Below are 13,926 nucleotides of genomic sequence, written 5' to 3' on the forward strand. Positions count from 1 at the left end.
GATGTCGACGGAATACAGCGGTCGCGGGAACCTGTCGTTCAGCCTCAAGGTGATGTGGGGCGGCGACGAACGGCCCGCGCGCGGACCCAGGCCCGGGCTCACCATCGAGCGGATCGTCAAGGCCGCGATCAAGGTCGCCGACGCCGAGGGGCTGACCGCGCTGTCCATGCGCCGGATCGCCACCGAGCTCGGGGTCGGCACCATGTCGCTCTACCGCTACGTGCCGGGCAAGGCCGAGCTCGTCGACCTCATGCTCGACGTGGTGTACGGCGAGGACCTCGACCCCGAGCGGGATCCCGAGCAGGAGGCCGAGCTGCTGCGGGCCGGGGGCTGGCGCGCCGCGATGGAGGAGATGGCCCGCGGGGTGCTGGCGCTGCACCTGCGCCACCCGTGGATCCTCCAGGTCTCCCAGGCGCGGCCGATAATGGGCCCCAGCTCGATCAAGGGAATAGAGATCGCCCTGCGCGTGCTCGACGGCATCGGCCTGGACGACTTCGAGATGATGAAGGTGATCACGCTCGTCGACGCCTACGTGACCGGCACCGCCCGCCTCATCGTGGAGGCGGGCCAGGCCGCGCAGCGCACCGGCGTCAGCGACGAGCAGTTCTGGCAGGCGCAGGAGCCGTTCATGATGCGCTTCCTGAACGACGAGCGCTTCGCGACGCTCAGGCGCGTCGCCGACGCGGGCGTGTTCTCCGACGACGACAACGGCTTCGAGTTCGGCCTGCAGCGCTTGCTGGACGGCGTCGAGGCCTACGTCGCGGCGGCCGTACGGGACCGCGCGGGACCCGGCGGCACGTGACGGCGGGCGGGAGGCGGGACGCGGCGGGCGGCAGGCGGCGCGCGGCGGCGGGCGGGAAGCCGTACGCGACGGCGGGTAGGAAGGTGTCGCCCGCGGGAGCCGTCCCCGGGCGTCCGGGGGAATCATGAATGTCGATGTGCGGGGCCGGCTGGAACGGCTGGCGCTCATGGGGCCGTCCATCGCCCAGTGCGCCGTCGCCGCCGCGCTCGCGTGGGTCGTGGCCAAGGACGTGCTCGGCCACGGCCGCCCGTTCTTCGCGCCGATCGCCGTGGTGATCTGCATCGGGGTGGCCGTCGGCCAGCGCCTGCGCCGCCTGGCCGAACTGGTCGCCGGGGTGAGCCTCGGTGTGGGGATCGGCGACCTGCTGATCCTCAAGATCGGCTCCGGTCCGTGGCAGATCGCCCTCGTCGTCGCGCTGGCGATGGGCGCGGCGGTCCTGCTGGACAGCGGGACGCTGATCGTCCTGCAGGCGGGGTCGTCCGCGGTGCTGGTCGCCACGCTGCTGCCGCCCACCGGCGTCGGCGGACTCGACCGCATGGTCGACGCGATGGTCGGCGGGGCGCTGGGCATCGCCGCCGTCGCCCTGCTGCCCACCGGCCCGGCCGCCATCGTCCACCGGCACGCCGCCGCCGTGCTGGAGGCCCTGGCCGCCGCCCTCCGCGGCACCGCGGACGCCGTCGCGAAGCGCGACCCGGAGCGCGCCTCCGACACGCTGGAGGAGGTCAGGGGGACAGCAGGCGGTGGAGGACCTCGACGACGCCCTGAAGACGGGGAAGGAGATGACGACCATCGCCCCGCTGCGGCGGCGGCTCCGCACGCGGCTGCGCAGATACGAGACGGCCGCCCCGCCGGTCGACCGCGCGCTCCGCAACACCCGGGTGCTCGCCCGGCGCGCCGTGGCCGCGCTGCACGCGGGAGAGAGCCCGCCCGCCGGGTTCTCCCCGGTCCTGCGGGAACTCGCCGATGCCGTCCTGATCCTCCGCGACGAACTGGCCGCCGGTCACCCGCCCGACGGGGCCAGAGCCGCGATCCTGGAGGCAGCCGCCCGGCTGGACGGCGTCTCCACCGCCCGCGCGGGTCTCTCCACCGCCGCGATGATCGCCCAGCTCCGGTCCATCGTCGTCGACCTGCTCGAAGCCACCGGGACCGACCGCGAGACCGCCCTCGCCGCGCTTCCCCCGCTCACCCGCCCGGCGGACGGGCACTGACCGGAGCCGCGCCGGCCGTTCCCCCAGCCGTTCCCCCAGTCGTTTCCCCAGCCTTTTCCCCGGCCGCGATCATCCGCTGGAACTCCGGGCACTCGAAGAAGTCCTCCGCGGGGCACTCCAGCACGTGCTCGATCATCTCCATGGACGTGCGCAGCCGCTCCATCCGCCGGGCCAGCTCGGCCCGGTGCCGGACGAGGACCTCCCGCCTGCGCGCCCCGTCGCCCGCGGTCACCAGCTCGCGGATCTGCTCCAGCGAGGCCCCGGCTTCCTTGGCTCGCACGATCAGCGCGACCCGGGCGTCGTCCTCAGGGCCGTAGCGGCGCCGGCCGTTGGCCCGGCGGGCCGGGCTGAGCAGGCCCATCGCCTCCCAGTGGCGCAGGACGTGACCGGCCAGGCCGTACCGGCCCGCCAGCTCACCGATCTCGACCGTCTCGACCGTCTCCGCGGAACTTGACTTCATGTTCACATTAACGTGCAGATTGGGCGCGTAGGTCAACGACGGAGAGGACGTGATCGGATGTCGTACTTCGAGGGCCGGAGCGGCGAGCGCTACGACCGGCGGGCGGGCCGCCTCAACCGCACCCTGTTCCGGAAGATCTGCCGGGAGATCGCCGCCGTGGCCCCGCCGGGCGGCACGGTCCTCGACGCGGGGACCGGTTCCGGGCACCTGCTGCTGGAGCTCGTCCGGCTCCGCCCGGACCTCCGCCTGACCGGCGTGGACCTGTCGGCGGACATGATCGCGATCGGCCGCCGCCACGTGCGTGACGCGTCCCTGCAGGACCGGATCACCCTGGACGTGGCGGACGTCGCCGCGCTGCCGTACCCGGACGGTGCCTTCGACCTCGTCGTCTCGACGCTCAGCATGCACCACTGGGACCGGGTGGACCGGGCCGTGGCCGAGTTCGCCCGGGTGCTGAAGCCGGAGGCGCCCCTGTGGATCTACGACTTCCGGTTCGTCTCCGTCCGGGGGCTCGCGGCGGCCGCACGCGACCGCTTCCCGGGACGGCCGATCCGGCGCACGCTGGTGCGCGCCCTGCTGCCGTTCCCCATCTTCGCCGGATACGCGATCTGACCCGCCCGCGCGGGCTGCGAGCCGTACGGCCAGCGCACCGGGCGGCCCGTGAGCTCTATGACCCGTGAGCCCTATGACCCGTGAGCCCTATGACCCGTGAACCGTACGGCTCCCGCGGACGTTCGAAGGATATGAACCGTCGTGCCTTCGCTCTCGGCCTGCTGGCCGTCGCCGCCCTCGCCGCGTGCGGCGGCGCACCCGGGGCCCGCGTGATCACCGCCGAGGGGGTGCGGCGGGAGACCCCGGCGGGGGCCCCGGTCCGGAACCTGCAGCCCGCCCTGGCCGCCTTCGGCCATTCGTTGTTCACCGAGGTCGCCAAGCCCGGCGTCAACACCGTCCTGTCCCCGCTGAGCATCGCCTACGCCTACGGCATGGCCAGGGCGGGCGCGGACCAGGCGACCGGAGCCGAGCTGGACGAGGTGTTCGGATTCCCGTCCGAGGGGCCGCACTCGGCGTTCAACACGCTCTCCCGCGTGATCACCACGACCGACAGGCCGCCGCCCGTCCCCGACCGGGACGCGACACGGGACGCGCAGAAGGGGGGCGGCGAGCCGGAGCCGCCGGTGGTCGCCCTCGCGGGCGGCCTGTTCGTCCAGGACGGGCTGGCGGTCAGGCAGGAGTTCCTGCGCACGCTCGCCGCCAAGTACGGCACGGGCGCGCACCAGGTGGACTTCACCGGGGACGCCGCCGACGTCATCAACGCCTGGGCCGACGAGCGGACCGCCGGGCGGATCAAGAAGGTGTTCGACCGGCTGGACCCCGACACGAAGCTGGTCATCGCCAACGCCCTCTACCTCAGGGCGGACTGGGCTCTCCCGTTCACCGACCCGCCGGAGGAGGACGCGACCTTCACCCGCGTCGACGGCACGACGGTGAGCACGGCCCTGATGCGGCAGGAGGGCGCGTTCCGCCACGCGAGCGGGCCCGGCTGGCAGGCCGTCGAGCTGCCCTACGCCAAGAGCGAGCTGGCGATGTGGATCCTGCTGCCGGAGGCCGGCGGCTCCCCCGGCGACCGGCTCTCCCCCGCCGCGCTCACCGAGACGGCCAAGGCACTGAAGGAGACCCGGGTGCGGGTCGTCATGCCCCGCTGGGACTTCTCCACCGGGCTGGACCTGGGAGCGTCGCTGGCGGAGCTCGGACTGAGGAGCGCGGACTACCCGGGCATCGCCGACGGTCTCTTCCTCCAGCAGGCGGCGCACAGGGCGAACGTCACCGTGGACGAGTGGGGGACCGAGGCCGCCGCCGTCACCGGCCTGGCCTTCGCCGTCTCGGCCCCGCCGCCCGCCGAGGCCGAGCTCCGCGCCGACCGGCCGTTCGCCTTCGCGATCGTCCACCGCCCGACGCAGGTCCCGCTCTTCATCGGCCAGGTCGCCGACCCGACCGCGACGGGCTGACCGGCCCCGATCCGGCCCGCGGCGCCGGGCGGGCGCGACCGGTGCCGCAGGCCCGCTACGGCTCAGCCGCCGATGTTCAGCAGGCCCGCGTCCACCACGCCGCGGCCGAAGGTCCGGGCCAGCTCGGCCAGGCGGGCCAGCTCGTCATCGGAGAGCGCGGCGTAGGCGGGCAGGGCCAGTTCGTCGGTGCGCTCCTCGATCCGCTGCCGCAGCGCCCGCCCCTCGGCGCTCAGCTCGTCGCCCGCCAGCAGACCGCGCTCGCGCAGCCGCTCCTCGGTCGTCAGCCACTCCTCCTCCGGCCAGGCCCGGCTGATCTTCAGGAAGACCACGGGCATGCCCGCTCCGGTCGCGCCGTGCAGGACCAGTGCCTCCAGCGGCCCGACCCCCTCGGCGAGCAGGGTGGCGACGTGCCCGTCACCCCGGAACTCGCGCAGCAGGGTCTGGGCGTGCCAGAGCTCCATCAGCGGGTCGTCCGACGGCCAGGGCAGCGCCGCGTGCGCGGCGAACAGCGGGCGGCCCTGCGGGTGCTCGCAGGCGCGGTCGGCCGCGCGCCTGGCCAGCGCGGCCGTCTCGCTCAGGCCCGGCAGCTCGTGGATTCCGCCCCGGCGCAGGGCCGCCTCGGCGGCGTCGTAGCGGGCCTGGAGGACCTTCTCCGGGGTCGCGACCCCCCAGGCCGCCGGGAGCGCCCTGCGCACGAGCGCCGGGCAGAAGTTGTAGAAGGTGGCGATGACCAGCTCGGGCGAGGCGGCGCCGAAGGCGGCCGAGCGGGAGGCGAAGTAGCCCGCGTGCGTGTCGAGCCCCAGTGCGGCGTAGCGCTCGGCGGCCTCCGGGACGAAGTAGACCATCGCGTGGAGGGGCTCCAGGCGGCGCCATGCCTGCCGGGCGAGCTGGACGTCGGTCATCGTTCCTCCGGGAGATCCACAACTTCCAGAATGTATGTCTAGAAGGTATTTCTACTCGCCGGTAACCGTCAACGGCGGCGCAGCACGAAGACGCCCCACCCGAGGTACTGCCTGCCGTACTCCACATGCGACCTGCGGCAGCGCTCCAGGAACGCGCGCATCTCCTCGACCTCCGGGTCGCCGGGATTCGCCCGCAGCCAGTCACTCAACGTCCACCACTGACTCGCCACGTAGCGGTCCCAGCTGCCGGGGTCGGCCAGGACCATCTCCAGCACCTCCGTCCCGGCCGCCTCGAACCGGTCGAAGGTCCCGGCCAGCGAGGTGAAGTCCGCCGGCCCGAAGCCGAACGCCTCGTAGGCCCCGGCGGGCGGCTCGGAGATCCAGTACGGCTCGCCGACCAGGAGGATCCCGTCCTCCTTGAGCGCGGGGAGCATCAGCTTGACCGTCCCCTCCACCCCGCCCCCGATCCACGTCGCCCCGAGGCACGACACGACGTCGAAGGAGCCCGGCTCGGCCGGATAGGCCCCGGCGTCACCCTGCTCGAACCGGACCCTCCCGGCCACCCCCAGCTCCACCGCCCGCTCGTGCGCCGCGTCCAGGAAGACCTGGCTGATGTCGACCCCCACCCCCTCGATCCCGTGCTCCAGGGCCCAGCGGCAGAGCATCTCCCCCTTGCCGCAGCACAGGTCGAGCAGGCGCGTGCCGTGGCGGAGCCGGGCGACCTCGCCCAGCAGTTCCAGCTTCTCGTCGGTGAACGGGTTGAGGATGCGGTGACCACCCTCGGCGATCTCGTGAAAGCGCAGTGACATGCCGGTCATGCTGCCCCCTCCCGCACCCCCCGCGCCAACCGGTTATCCCCCCGGCCCCTCCCCGCCCGGTGCTACGGTGGGGACGAGCGTTTGAACGCGTTCAAGAAGATGTCCGTCCGAATACCCCGGGGACACCACTATGGATCTTCTCCAGCGTTACCGCGGCGCCGCGTTCAGCTATCCCGACGTCGGCCTGACCCACCCGGACACCGACACCTTCCGCGCCGGAGCCGTACCGCCCGGCTACCGGCGGCTACGGCACCACCGGATGCTCGATCCCGGGACGACTCTGGAACGGGCGGCTGAGGCCCTGCTGACCTGGCAGGCCCAAACCCGGTGCGGCCTGCGGCCGGTCGCGTCCGCGCCCCGGGCGGCGGTGGGGGCGACCATCGTCCTCCGGCTCGGCCCGGGACCGCTGTGGTTGCCCGCGCCCTGCCGGGTGGTGTGGACGCTGGAGGAGGACGACCGGGCCGGGTTCGGCTACGGAACGCTGACGGGGCATCCGGAGAGCGGGGAGGAGGGCTTCCTGCTGGAGCGGGATGCCACCGGGCGGGTACGGTTCACCGTCCACGCCTACTCCCGTCCCGGCCGCTGGTACGTCCGGCTGGCGGGCCCCGTCCCCGTCCTGCTGCAGAACGTGTTCGCCCGTGCCTACACCCGGTCCCTGCCTTGACCCTGACACCGTGTGAGGCCGTACACCTGGAAGCACCATGTTCAGCATCGGAGATTTCGCCCAGCTCGGCCGCGTGTCGGTGCGGATGCTGCGCCACTACGACGCGCTCGGGCTGCTGCGGCCCGCCCGCGTCGACCCGGCCAGCGGCTACCGCTTCTACCGGGCCGCCCAGCTCGCGCGGCTCAATCGCATCATCGCCCTGAAGGACCTCGGCTTCACCTTGAGCCAGATCGCCTCGATCCTCGACGAGAAGGTGAGCCTGGAGGAGCTGCACGGCATGGTACGGCTGCGCCGCGCGGAGCTGGAGGAACGCATCGCGGCGGACACCGCCCGGCTGCTCCGGGTCGAGGCGAGACTCCGGGCCATCGAGACGGAGGGTCTCATGAGCACAGAGGAAGTCATGGTCAAGCGGGTCGCCCCGGTCCGGGTCGCGGAGCTCAAAGCGGTGGCGGCGAGCTACGAGAGCGAGGACATCGGCCCGGTCATCCAGCCGCTCTACCGGGAGCTGTGCGCGCGGCTGGAGCGCGCCGGAGTCGCGATCACCGGTCCGGGCATCGCCTCCTACGAGGCCGAGGAGGACGGCAAGGTCGTCGTGCACGCCGGGATGCAGGTCACGGCGGCCCCGGACCGGGAGCACGACTTCGCGATCGTCGACCTGCCGGCGATCGAGACGGCCGCCACGATCATCCACCGGGGTCCGATGGAGCAGGTCGGCCCGAGCTTCCAGGTCCTCGCCCGGTGGATCGAGGAGAACGGCTACCGCCCGGTCGGCCTCGCCCGCGAGGTCTACCTCGACTGCCCGGACGACCGGAGCCAGTGGGTGACCGAGCTGCAGATGACGGTCACGCCCTCGTGACCTCGGGCTCCCGGCCGGTCCCGGCCCGCTCTCCGGAGGGGGCCGGCCGCTCGTCGGAGGGGGCCGGCCGGGGGGCGCGGAGGATGAGCCCGCCCGGGACGACCTCGGCCTTCAGCCGGGTGACCGTGCCCTTGGCGCCGCCGTCCAGCTCGTAGGACATGGCCCTGCCCAGCTTGACGGTGACCTTCCGGGCGCGGGTCATCCGGACGAACGGCGAGGAGTCGGAGCGGCTCACGCTCATCCGGCCGAGCGTGCGGGCCCACTGGATGGGACCGCTGGCCGTGGTGACGCCGACCTCCAGCCAGCCGTCGTCGGGACGGGCGTCGTCGAACGCCTCGATGCCGCCGGTGATCGTGCCGACGTTGCCGAACAGCACGCAGCTGGCCTCGCCCTCGAACCAGGGCGTCCCGTCAACCTTGATCTTCATCGTGACCAGCTCGCCGCGGACGTGCCGGAGACCGGTCCAGAAGTAGGCGGCCCGGCCCATCCGGTCCTTCAGCCCCCGGTCCGCGTCCTTGATCATCTCCGCGTCGAACCCGACCCCGGCCATCACCGCGAAGTGCTCGCCGTTGACCCTGCCGAGGTCGAGCTTGCGGTCCTCGCCGTGGAAGGCGATCCGTACCGCCTCCGGCAGGTCCTCCGGGATGCCGAGGTTCTTGGCGAACATGTTGGCCGTACCGGCGGGGATGATCCCCACCCGCGTCCCGGAACCCGCGAGCGCGTCCACGCACCGCTGCACCATGCCGTCGCCGCCCCACACGATGACCAGGTCGGCGCCCTCCTTGACGGCCTTCCTCGCCTTCTTGGGCGCCTTCTTGCTCTTGGGCACCTCGTACCAGAGCAGTTCCCCCACGCCCTCGTCGGCCAGCAGCCGGCGCAGCTCGTCCAGCCCGCCGCCGAGCGACTTCCTCTGGTGGGCGATCACGGCGACCGTGCCGACCTTCCCCTGCTTCTTCGCCATGCGACCCTCCCGCAACCGTCCATGCCCGAGACGGACGTCGGCTGCCCCGGACCGCAAGATCCAAACTCTGGAGGCGGTTACCCGTGCACCCGGGTCGCCCGGCTCCGTGGTTCTCCGACGGGTTCGGGAACAGGGCGGGATGCGGAAGGGTGAACGGGAAAGGGCCTGACGGCGAGAGGGGAACACGGGCATGAGGGCGGACGGGTTCGACGCGGTGGTGGTCGGCTCCGGGCCGAACGGCCTGGCGGGGGCGCTGATCCTGGCCCGGGCGGGGCACCGGGTGCTGCTGCTGGAGGCCGCGGAGCGCTTCGGCGGCGGGCTGCGCAGCGAGGAGCTGACGCTGCCCGGGTTCGTGCACGACGTGTGCGCGACGGCGCTGCCGATGGCCGCGGTCTCGGCCGCGTTCCGCTCGCTCGACCTGGGCGTCGACTTCGCCCATCCGCCGGTCCCGGTGGCGCACCCGCTCGACGGCGGCACCGCCGTACTCGTGCACCGCGACCCGGCGGAGACCGCCGCCGGCCTCGGCCGGGACGGGCGGGCCTGGCAGACCGTGATCGGGGCGACCGCCCGCGCCGGGGATCCGCTGGTGGACACCCTGCTGGCGCCGCTCGGCCTGCCCCGGGCGCCGCTGGCCGCCGCCCGGTTCGGGGTGCTCGCGCTGCAGCCGGCGACGGTGCTGGCCAGAGCGGCCTTCCGCACCGCCCCCGGGCGGGCCGCGCTGGCCGGGATGGCCGCCCACTCCATGCTGGACCTGCGCTCCCCCATCACCGGGGGTTTCGGGATGACGCTGGCCGCCCTCGCCCACCATGCGGGCTGGCCGGTGGTGCGCGGCGGCTCGCAGCGGCTGGCCGACCTGATGACGGCCCGGCTGCGCGAGCTCGGCGGTGAGACCGTCGCCGGGCACCGGGTGGCCTCCCTGGCCGAACTGCCACCGGCGGGCACGGTGCTGCTGGACGTCACGCCGCGCCAGTTCCTGGCCATGGCCGGCGACCGCCTGCCGCCGCGCTACGCCCGCCGCCTGGCCCGCTACCGGTACGGGCCCGGCGTGTTCAAGCTGGACTGGGCGCTGGACGGGCCGGTGCCGTGGAAGGACCCGGCGGTCGGCCGGGCGGGCACGGTCCACCTGGGCGGCACGCTGGAGGAGATCACGCTGAGCGAGGCCCAGGTCGCCCGGGGCGTCCACCCCGAACGGCCGTATGTGCTGCTGGTGCAGCCGTGCGTGGCCGATCCGTCCCGCGCCCCGGCCGGGCGGCACACCCTGTGGGCCTACTGCCACGTGCCCAACGGCTCCACCGTGGACATGACCGCGGCGATCGAGGGCCAGATCGAGCGGTTCGCCCCCGGCTTCCGCGACCGCGTCCTGGCCAGGCACGCCCTGGACTGCTCCGCCATGCAGGAGCGCAACGCCAACTACGTCGGCGGCGACATCGGGGCGGGCCTGGCCGACCTGCGCCAGTTCGCGGGCCGCCCGGTGTACTCGGCGCGTCCCTGGCGGACCCCGCTGCCCGGCGTCTACCTCTGCTCGGCCGCGACCCCGCCCGGCCCGGGCGTGCACGGGATGGGCGGCTACCAGGCCGCCCGGTTGGCCCTGCGCGACGGCTGAGCGCCCGCCGCGGTGGCGCAGCGCCGTCCGGTACGGTGCCGGGTGGCTCGGTCACGGTCTCCGCGGCGGGTCACGGCCTCCGCGGCGGAGGGCCGAACAGCGGGACCAGCCGGTCGGCGTCGAGGTGGGTGGTGATCCCGCCGATCAGCCCGTCGGACACGTCGAGAAGGACCAGCCCGAAGGGCGTCCAGGCGCCGTCGGGGCCGGGCCGCAGCTGCCAGAACGCCGGCGAGCCGTTCGCCGCCACGGGGACGAGGCGCGCACCCGCGCAGGGCGTCTCCGGGCCCAGCAGCACCCTCCTGATCCGGTCACGGCCGCGAAGCCACCAGGCGAAGGGGGGCATCGTCATCGTGGCGTCCTCGTGGAGCAGGGCCACGAGCGCGGTGACGTCGTGGCGCTCGAACGCGGCGCAGTACCGGGTGAGCAACTCGCGCTGGGCGGGGTCGGACGGGCGCAGCGGCTCGCCCGGCACGACACCGACCGCCTTGAGCGTCGCCCTCGCCCGCTGCAGCGCGCTGGTCACCGACGCGACGGTGGTCTCCAGGAGCTGCGCGACCTCCTCGGCCTTCCAGACCAGCACGTCGCGCAGGATCAGCACGGCCCGCTGCCGGGGCGGCAGGTGCTGCAGCGCCGCGACGAACGCCAGGCGGATCGTCTCACGCCGTACGGCCGCCGCTTCCGGATCACCGTCCGGCGGCAGCACGAGACCGTCCGGAACCGGCTGGACCCAGGCCCGCTCCGGCACCGGCTCGCCGATGTCCGTCCCGGCGTCAGCCGCCCGGCCGAGGTCCATGGCCAGCGCCCGGCGTTGCGCGCTGCGCAGCATGTCGAGGCAGACATTGGTGGCGATGCGGTAGAGCCACGTCCGCAGCGAGGCCCGCCGCTCGTCGTAACGCCCGAACGACCGCCATGCGCGCAGGAGCGTCTCCTGCGCGGCGTCCTCGGCCTCGAACCCGGAACCGAGCATCCGGTAGCAGTAACCGATCAGTTCGGTCCGGAACGGCTCCAGCCGGGATTCCGCGCCGGTCGAGGTCTCCGCCATGGCCCCGACCATACGTGCCGTCACCGACACATCACGGTGGTGACCGATGAGTTTCCGGCGCCGCGCCCGTATTCAGGTCATGACCAGATGGAGAGCGCGCGGCGGGGCCGCGCGCCGTACGGGAGGCACGAGATGACCGAAGACCGCCGCATGACCGAAGACCGTCTTCGCGCCGCGGTGACGGCGGAACGCCGTGAACAGGCGGACCTGCTCGCCGCCCTCCGGCCGGAGCAGTGGGACGCGCCCACGTTGTGCGACGGCTGGCGGGTGCGCGAGGTGATCGCCCACACCACGCTGCCGTTCCGGGCCTCGCTCCGGCGGATGGCGGTGGAGCTGGTGAGAGCCCGCGGGAACATCAACCGCCTGGCCGACCGGTGCGCGCGGCGCGATGCCGCCGACCTGCCACCCGAGATGCTGCTCGCGTCGCTGCGGGACAACATCGCGCACCCGTGGACGCCTCCCGGCGGAGGTGTCCGGGGGGCGCTCTCGCACGACGTCATCCACGGACTCGACATCACGGTGGCCCTGGGGCTCGACCGGCGGGTCCCCGTCGAACGGATCGCCATGGTGCTGGCCGGGATGCGGCCGAAGAACATCGCGTTCTTCGGAGCCGATCTCACGGGGGTCGCGTTGCAGGCGACCGACCTCGACTGGAGCCACGGCACGGGAACACCGGTCCGGGGTCTCGCGCAGGATCTGCTGCTCGCCGTCTGCGGGCGGCGCCTGCCACCGGGCCGGCTCACGGGTGAGGCCGCCACGCGGTTCTCCCGGTAGCCGGAGGCAGCCGGGCGCCCCCGTCGGCCTCGGACCCGAACACTTCCCGCCTTCTCCCCGCCCGCCTCACTCCCGTGACCCGGGCGGGCTCCCGCCCGGTGCGTGCCGCCGGAGGAACGTTCCCACCGCCGCCTGCGCCTGCCTCGCCCTCGGGCCGAGCCAGAAACCCAGGTGGTCCTCCCGCTGCATCCAGTACCGGCTCGCACCGGGTATCCGCTCGGCTGCGAACTCCGAGTGGCCGAACGGCACGTCGCCGTCCTGGGTGCCGTGGACCAGCAGCGTCGGAGCCGTGATCCGCTCCAGGGGCGGACCGCCGCGCCGGGCCTGCGCCGCGTCGTTGTCGGTGCCCGCCCAGCGTTCCTGGTAGGGGAACGTCGTATCGAACATGGAGGTGAAGAGCGCCCGTACGTGCGGCGTTCCCATGATGTACGAGACACGCTCCGCCCGCTGGTCGCGGGTGTAGGTGCTGGTCTCGTTCAGTGTTCCCTCCACGATGGTCTCGAACGAGACCTCCGCCGTCAGCCGGGCCAGCTTCTGGCCCACGGTGTTGAGGAACGTTCTCCGCAGCGGTGAGCCGCTCGTCTCGGCGGGCCGCGGTCTGCTCAGCCCGCCGATGGAGACCAGCCCCCAGATCCGGCCCGGGTGGCGCGCGGCGAAGGTGTAGCCCACCGGGCTCCCCGCCGAGACCGCGAGGACTCCGACCCGATCGATGCCGAGCTCGTCCAGCAGCGCGGCGAGCAGATCGGCCTGCTCCTCGTTGGTCCGGCCGCTCTCCAGCGGCGTGCCGAGGTAACCCGGCCGCGAGGGGCTCAGGATGCGGAACCCGTCCTTTCGCAGCCAGTCGGCGAACAGACGCCCCTGATCGGCGCCGCCGAGCCCGGCGTGAACGGACAGCAGCACGGGACCTTCCGTGCCGTGCAGGTCGTACTCGATCGGGCCGAGCCGCGTCACGGCCGTCCGCAGATCGATCCGGACGCCCTGGAGGATCTCCCTGCGCGGACCGGTGTCCACGCCGCCGTCCCAGAGGAGGAGACCGGCGGTTCCCACGACCGGCACTCCGATCAGAACGGCGAGCACCACGCCGATGATCCTGATGACTCTTCGTTTCCGCATCGTCTGGCCCCTTCGGGGTGTCCGGGGTGGTCCATGAGGGTGTCCCGCGTGGAGCCGACATGCCGTTTCCGGTTCACCGGCACGTGACGGCGGCAGCGGTTGGCTGTAATGGTCATCCGGTCGCCGGGCGCGGGAATCCCTCTGCCGGAGGCTCCGCCGGTACGCCATCGGAGTGAGGAGGCCGGCGATCTACCGCTCCGGGCGTATGCCGGGCCCGTCAGGAGGACCCGCCGTCCAGCCACCGGATCCGCTCCCGCCCGCCCGTGACCGCCCGCCCGTGACCGCCCGCCCGTGACCGGCGTAGTCGGCATGTTCTGCGACCGAGGAGGTTGACGGAGACGCTTCGGCCGTGACACACTGATGGCGGCACCGAGGTTGACGCTTATAGTAAATGTGGCTTTCCGTTTGCCATTTGCGTTATGCTGCTCCCTCGCGCCGCCTGTCGACGCCCCCGGATCTCCCGGGGCGTTTGGCGTGCGCGCAGTGCGATTCCATCCGTACCCCTCGGAAGGACATCTGTTGGCAGCCTCGCGCAACGCCTCCGCCGTACCCGCTGGTCCCCGTCGTGTGTCGTTCGCACGCATTCAGGAGCCGCTCGAAGTTCCTGATCTTCTCGCTCTGCAGACCGAGTCGTTCGACTGGCTGCTGGGCAACGAAAAGTGGAAGGGGCGGGTCGAGGCGGCTCGCCAGGCCGGGCGCAAGGACGTTCCGGCCCAG

General features: G+C 73.2%; 15 protein-coding genes and 1 pseudogene. 10 read left to right on the forward strand and 6 right to left on the reverse strand.

What is annotated here, in order from left to right:
- Position 1 precedes the first annotated feature (1 nt).
- The 3 genes and pseudogenes from IEZ08_RS35960 (at position 2) to IEZ08_RS40025 (ending at position 2,010) form a co-directional block, all read left to right on the forward strand.
- A complete protein-coding gene (locus tag IEZ08_RS35960; protein WP_068925593.1) occupies positions 2–802 on the forward strand; it encodes a TetR/AcrR family transcriptional regulator in 801 nt (266 codons plus the stop codon).
- Between the two features lie 166 nt (positions 803–968).
- Positions 969–1,316, forward strand: a pseudogene (locus tag IEZ08_RS40020) (FUSC family protein); the annotation flags it as partial.
- A gap of 226 nt (positions 1,317–1,542) precedes the next feature.
- Positions 1,543–2,010, forward strand: a complete 468-nt coding sequence (locus IEZ08_RS40025; protein WP_229803897.1) for a hypothetical protein — start codon at positions 1,543–1,545, stop codon at positions 2,008–2,010.
- Here the strand turns inward: IEZ08_RS40025 and IEZ08_RS35970 are convergent.
- The gene (locus IEZ08_RS35970; RefSeq protein ID WP_189243936.1) at positions 1,985–2,470 is read right to left on the reverse strand and encodes a MerR family transcriptional regulator; all 486 of its coding nucleotides are present in this window, start codon (positions 2,468–2,470) and stop codon (positions 1,985–1,987) included. The genes IEZ08_RS40025 and IEZ08_RS35970 overlap by 26 nt on opposite strands.
- Positions 2,471–2,527: 57 nt before the next feature.
- Between IEZ08_RS35970 and IEZ08_RS35975 the strand changes: the two genes are divergently transcribed.
- Entirely contained in the window at positions 2,528–3,082 is a 555-nt protein-coding gene (locus IEZ08_RS35975; protein ID WP_189243937.1) for a class I SAM-dependent methyltransferase, read from the forward strand.
- 131 nt (positions 3,083–3,213) lie between these two features.
- Entirely contained in the window at positions 3,214–4,476 is a 1,263-nt protein-coding gene (locus tag IEZ08_RS35980; RefSeq protein WP_189243938.1) for a serpin family protein, read from the forward strand.
- Positions 4,477–4,538: 62 nt separating this feature from the next.
- On the opposite strand, the gene IEZ08_RS35985 is transcribed toward IEZ08_RS35980, so the two are convergent.
- Together IEZ08_RS35985 and IEZ08_RS35990 are read right to left on the reverse strand one after the other, a co-directional pair.
- On the reverse strand, positions 4,539–5,378 hold the full coding sequence (locus IEZ08_RS35985) for an SCO6745 family protein (RefSeq protein WP_068925602.1): 840 nt from the start codon (positions 5,376–5,378) through the stop codon (positions 4,539–4,541).
- Positions 5,379–5,446: 68 nt separating this feature from the next.
- On the reverse strand, positions 5,447–6,187 hold the full coding sequence (locus tag IEZ08_RS35990) for an SAM-dependent methyltransferase (protein WP_229803899.1): 741 nt from the start codon (positions 6,185–6,187) through the stop codon (positions 5,447–5,449).
- Between the two features lie 139 nt (positions 6,188–6,326).
- Between IEZ08_RS35990 and IEZ08_RS35995 the strand changes: the two genes are divergently transcribed.
- On the forward strand, positions 6,327–6,860 hold the full coding sequence (locus IEZ08_RS35995) for a DUF1990 domain-containing protein (protein ID WP_189243940.1): 534 nt from the start codon (positions 6,327–6,329) through the stop codon (positions 6,858–6,860).
- A gap of 37 nt (positions 6,861–6,897) precedes the next feature.
- Positions 6,898–7,716, forward strand: coding sequence for a MerR family transcriptional regulator (locus IEZ08_RS36000; RefSeq protein ID WP_068925606.1), 819 nt, complete (start codon positions 6,898–6,900; stop codon positions 7,714–7,716).
- Here IEZ08_RS36000 and IEZ08_RS36005 read toward each other — a convergent pair.
- Entirely contained in the window at positions 7,703–8,677 is a 975-nt protein-coding gene (locus IEZ08_RS36005; RefSeq protein WP_068925608.1) for a diacylglycerol/lipid kinase family protein, read from the reverse strand. The two genes, IEZ08_RS36000 and IEZ08_RS36005, sit on opposite strands and share 14 nt — an antisense overlap.
- A 190-nt stretch (positions 8,678–8,867) precedes the next feature.
- Here IEZ08_RS36005 and IEZ08_RS36010 point away from each other — a divergent pair, with 190 nt between their 5' ends.
- Positions 8,868–10,280: a phytoene desaturase family protein gene (locus IEZ08_RS36010; RefSeq protein ID WP_068925610.1), complete on the forward strand. Its 1,413-nt coding sequence runs from the start codon at positions 8,868–8,870 to the stop codon at positions 10,278–10,280.
- Between the two features lie 70 nt (positions 10,281–10,350).
- Here the strand turns inward: IEZ08_RS36010 and IEZ08_RS36015 are convergent, their stop codons facing one another.
- Positions 10,351–11,322 carry a sigma-70 family RNA polymerase sigma factor gene (locus IEZ08_RS36015; RefSeq protein WP_068929039.1) on the reverse strand — a complete coding sequence of 324 codons (972 nt, stop codon included), beginning with the start codon at positions 11,320–11,322 and terminating at the stop codon, positions 10,351–10,353.
- Positions 11,323–11,454: 132 nt separating this feature from the next.
- Between IEZ08_RS36015 and IEZ08_RS36020 the strand changes: the two genes are divergently transcribed.
- On the forward strand, positions 11,455–12,096 hold the full coding sequence (locus tag IEZ08_RS36020; RefSeq protein WP_229803901.1) for a maleylpyruvate isomerase family mycothiol-dependent enzyme: 642 nt from the start codon (positions 11,455–11,457) through the stop codon (positions 12,094–12,096).
- A 66-nt stretch (positions 12,097–12,162) separates the two neighbouring features.
- On the opposite strand, the gene IEZ08_RS36025 is transcribed toward IEZ08_RS36020, so the two are convergent.
- Complete coding sequence (locus tag IEZ08_RS36025; protein WP_189243941.1) at positions 12,163–13,209, reverse strand: alpha/beta fold hydrolase; 1,047 nt, start codon at positions 13,207–13,209, stop codon at positions 12,163–12,165.
- A gap of 519 nt (positions 13,210–13,728) precedes the next feature.
- Here IEZ08_RS36025 and IEZ08_RS36030 point away from each other — a divergent pair.
- Positions 13,729–13,926 (forward strand): hypothetical protein (locus tag IEZ08_RS36030; protein ID WP_189243900.1); only part of this gene is annotated, 198 nt, incomplete at its 3' end.

It is taken from the genome of Planobispora rosea (genome assembly GCF_014648175.1).
Lineage (GTDB): Bacteria > Actinomycetota > Actinomycetes > Streptosporangiales > Streptosporangiaceae > Planobispora > Planobispora rosea.

Bases quoted from the DNA above. Each gene is read 5' to 3' on its own strand.
- IEZ08_RS35970 (WP_189243936.1), bottom strand. From the start codon at position 2,470: ATGAAGTCAAGTTCCGCGGAGACGGTCGAGACGGTCGAGATCGGTGAG.
- IEZ08_RS36000 (WP_068925606.1), top strand. From the start codon at position 6,898: ATGTTCAGCATCGGAGATTTCGCCCAGCTCGGCCGCGTGTCGGTGCGG.
- IEZ08_RS35960 (WP_068925593.1), top strand. From the start codon at position 2: ATGTCGACGGAATACAGCGGTCGCGGGAACCTGTCGTTCAGCCTCAAG.
- IEZ08_RS35995 (WP_189243940.1), top strand. From the start codon at position 6,327: ATGGATCTTCTCCAGCGTTACCGCGGCGCCGCGTTCAGCTATCCCGAC.
- IEZ08_RS35975 (WP_189243937.1), top strand. From the start codon at position 2,528: ATGTCGTACTTCGAGGGCCGGAGCGGCGAGCGCTACGACCGGCGGGCG.
- IEZ08_RS35985 (WP_068925602.1), bottom strand. From the start codon at position 5,378: ATGACCGACGTCCAGCTCGCCCGGCAGGCATGGCGCCGCCTGGAGCCC.
- IEZ08_RS36025 (WP_189243941.1), bottom strand. From the start codon at position 13,209: ATGCGGAAACGAAGAGTCATCAGGATCATCGGCGTGGTGCTCGCCGTT.
- IEZ08_RS36015 (WP_068929039.1), bottom strand. From the start codon at position 11,322: ATGGCGGAGACCTCGACCGGCGCGGAATCCCGGCTGGAGCCGTTCCGG.
- IEZ08_RS36010 (WP_068925610.1), top strand. From the start codon at position 8,868: ATGAGGGCGGACGGGTTCGACGCGGTGGTGGTCGGCTCCGGGCCGAAC.
- IEZ08_RS35990 (WP_229803899.1), bottom strand. From the start codon at position 6,187: ATGTCACTGCGCTTTCACGAGATCGCCGAGGGTGGTCACCGCATCCTC.
- IEZ08_RS36005 (WP_068925608.1), bottom strand. From the start codon at position 8,677: ATGGCGAAGAAGCAGGGGAAGGTCGGCACGGTCGCCGTGATCGCCCAC.
- IEZ08_RS36020 (WP_229803901.1), top strand. From the start codon at position 11,455: ATGACCGAAGACCGCCGCATGACCGAAGACCGTCTTCGCGCCGCGGTG.
- IEZ08_RS35980 (WP_189243938.1), top strand. From the start codon at position 3,214: ATGAACCGTCGTGCCTTCGCTCTCGGCCTGCTGGCCGTCGCCGCCCTC.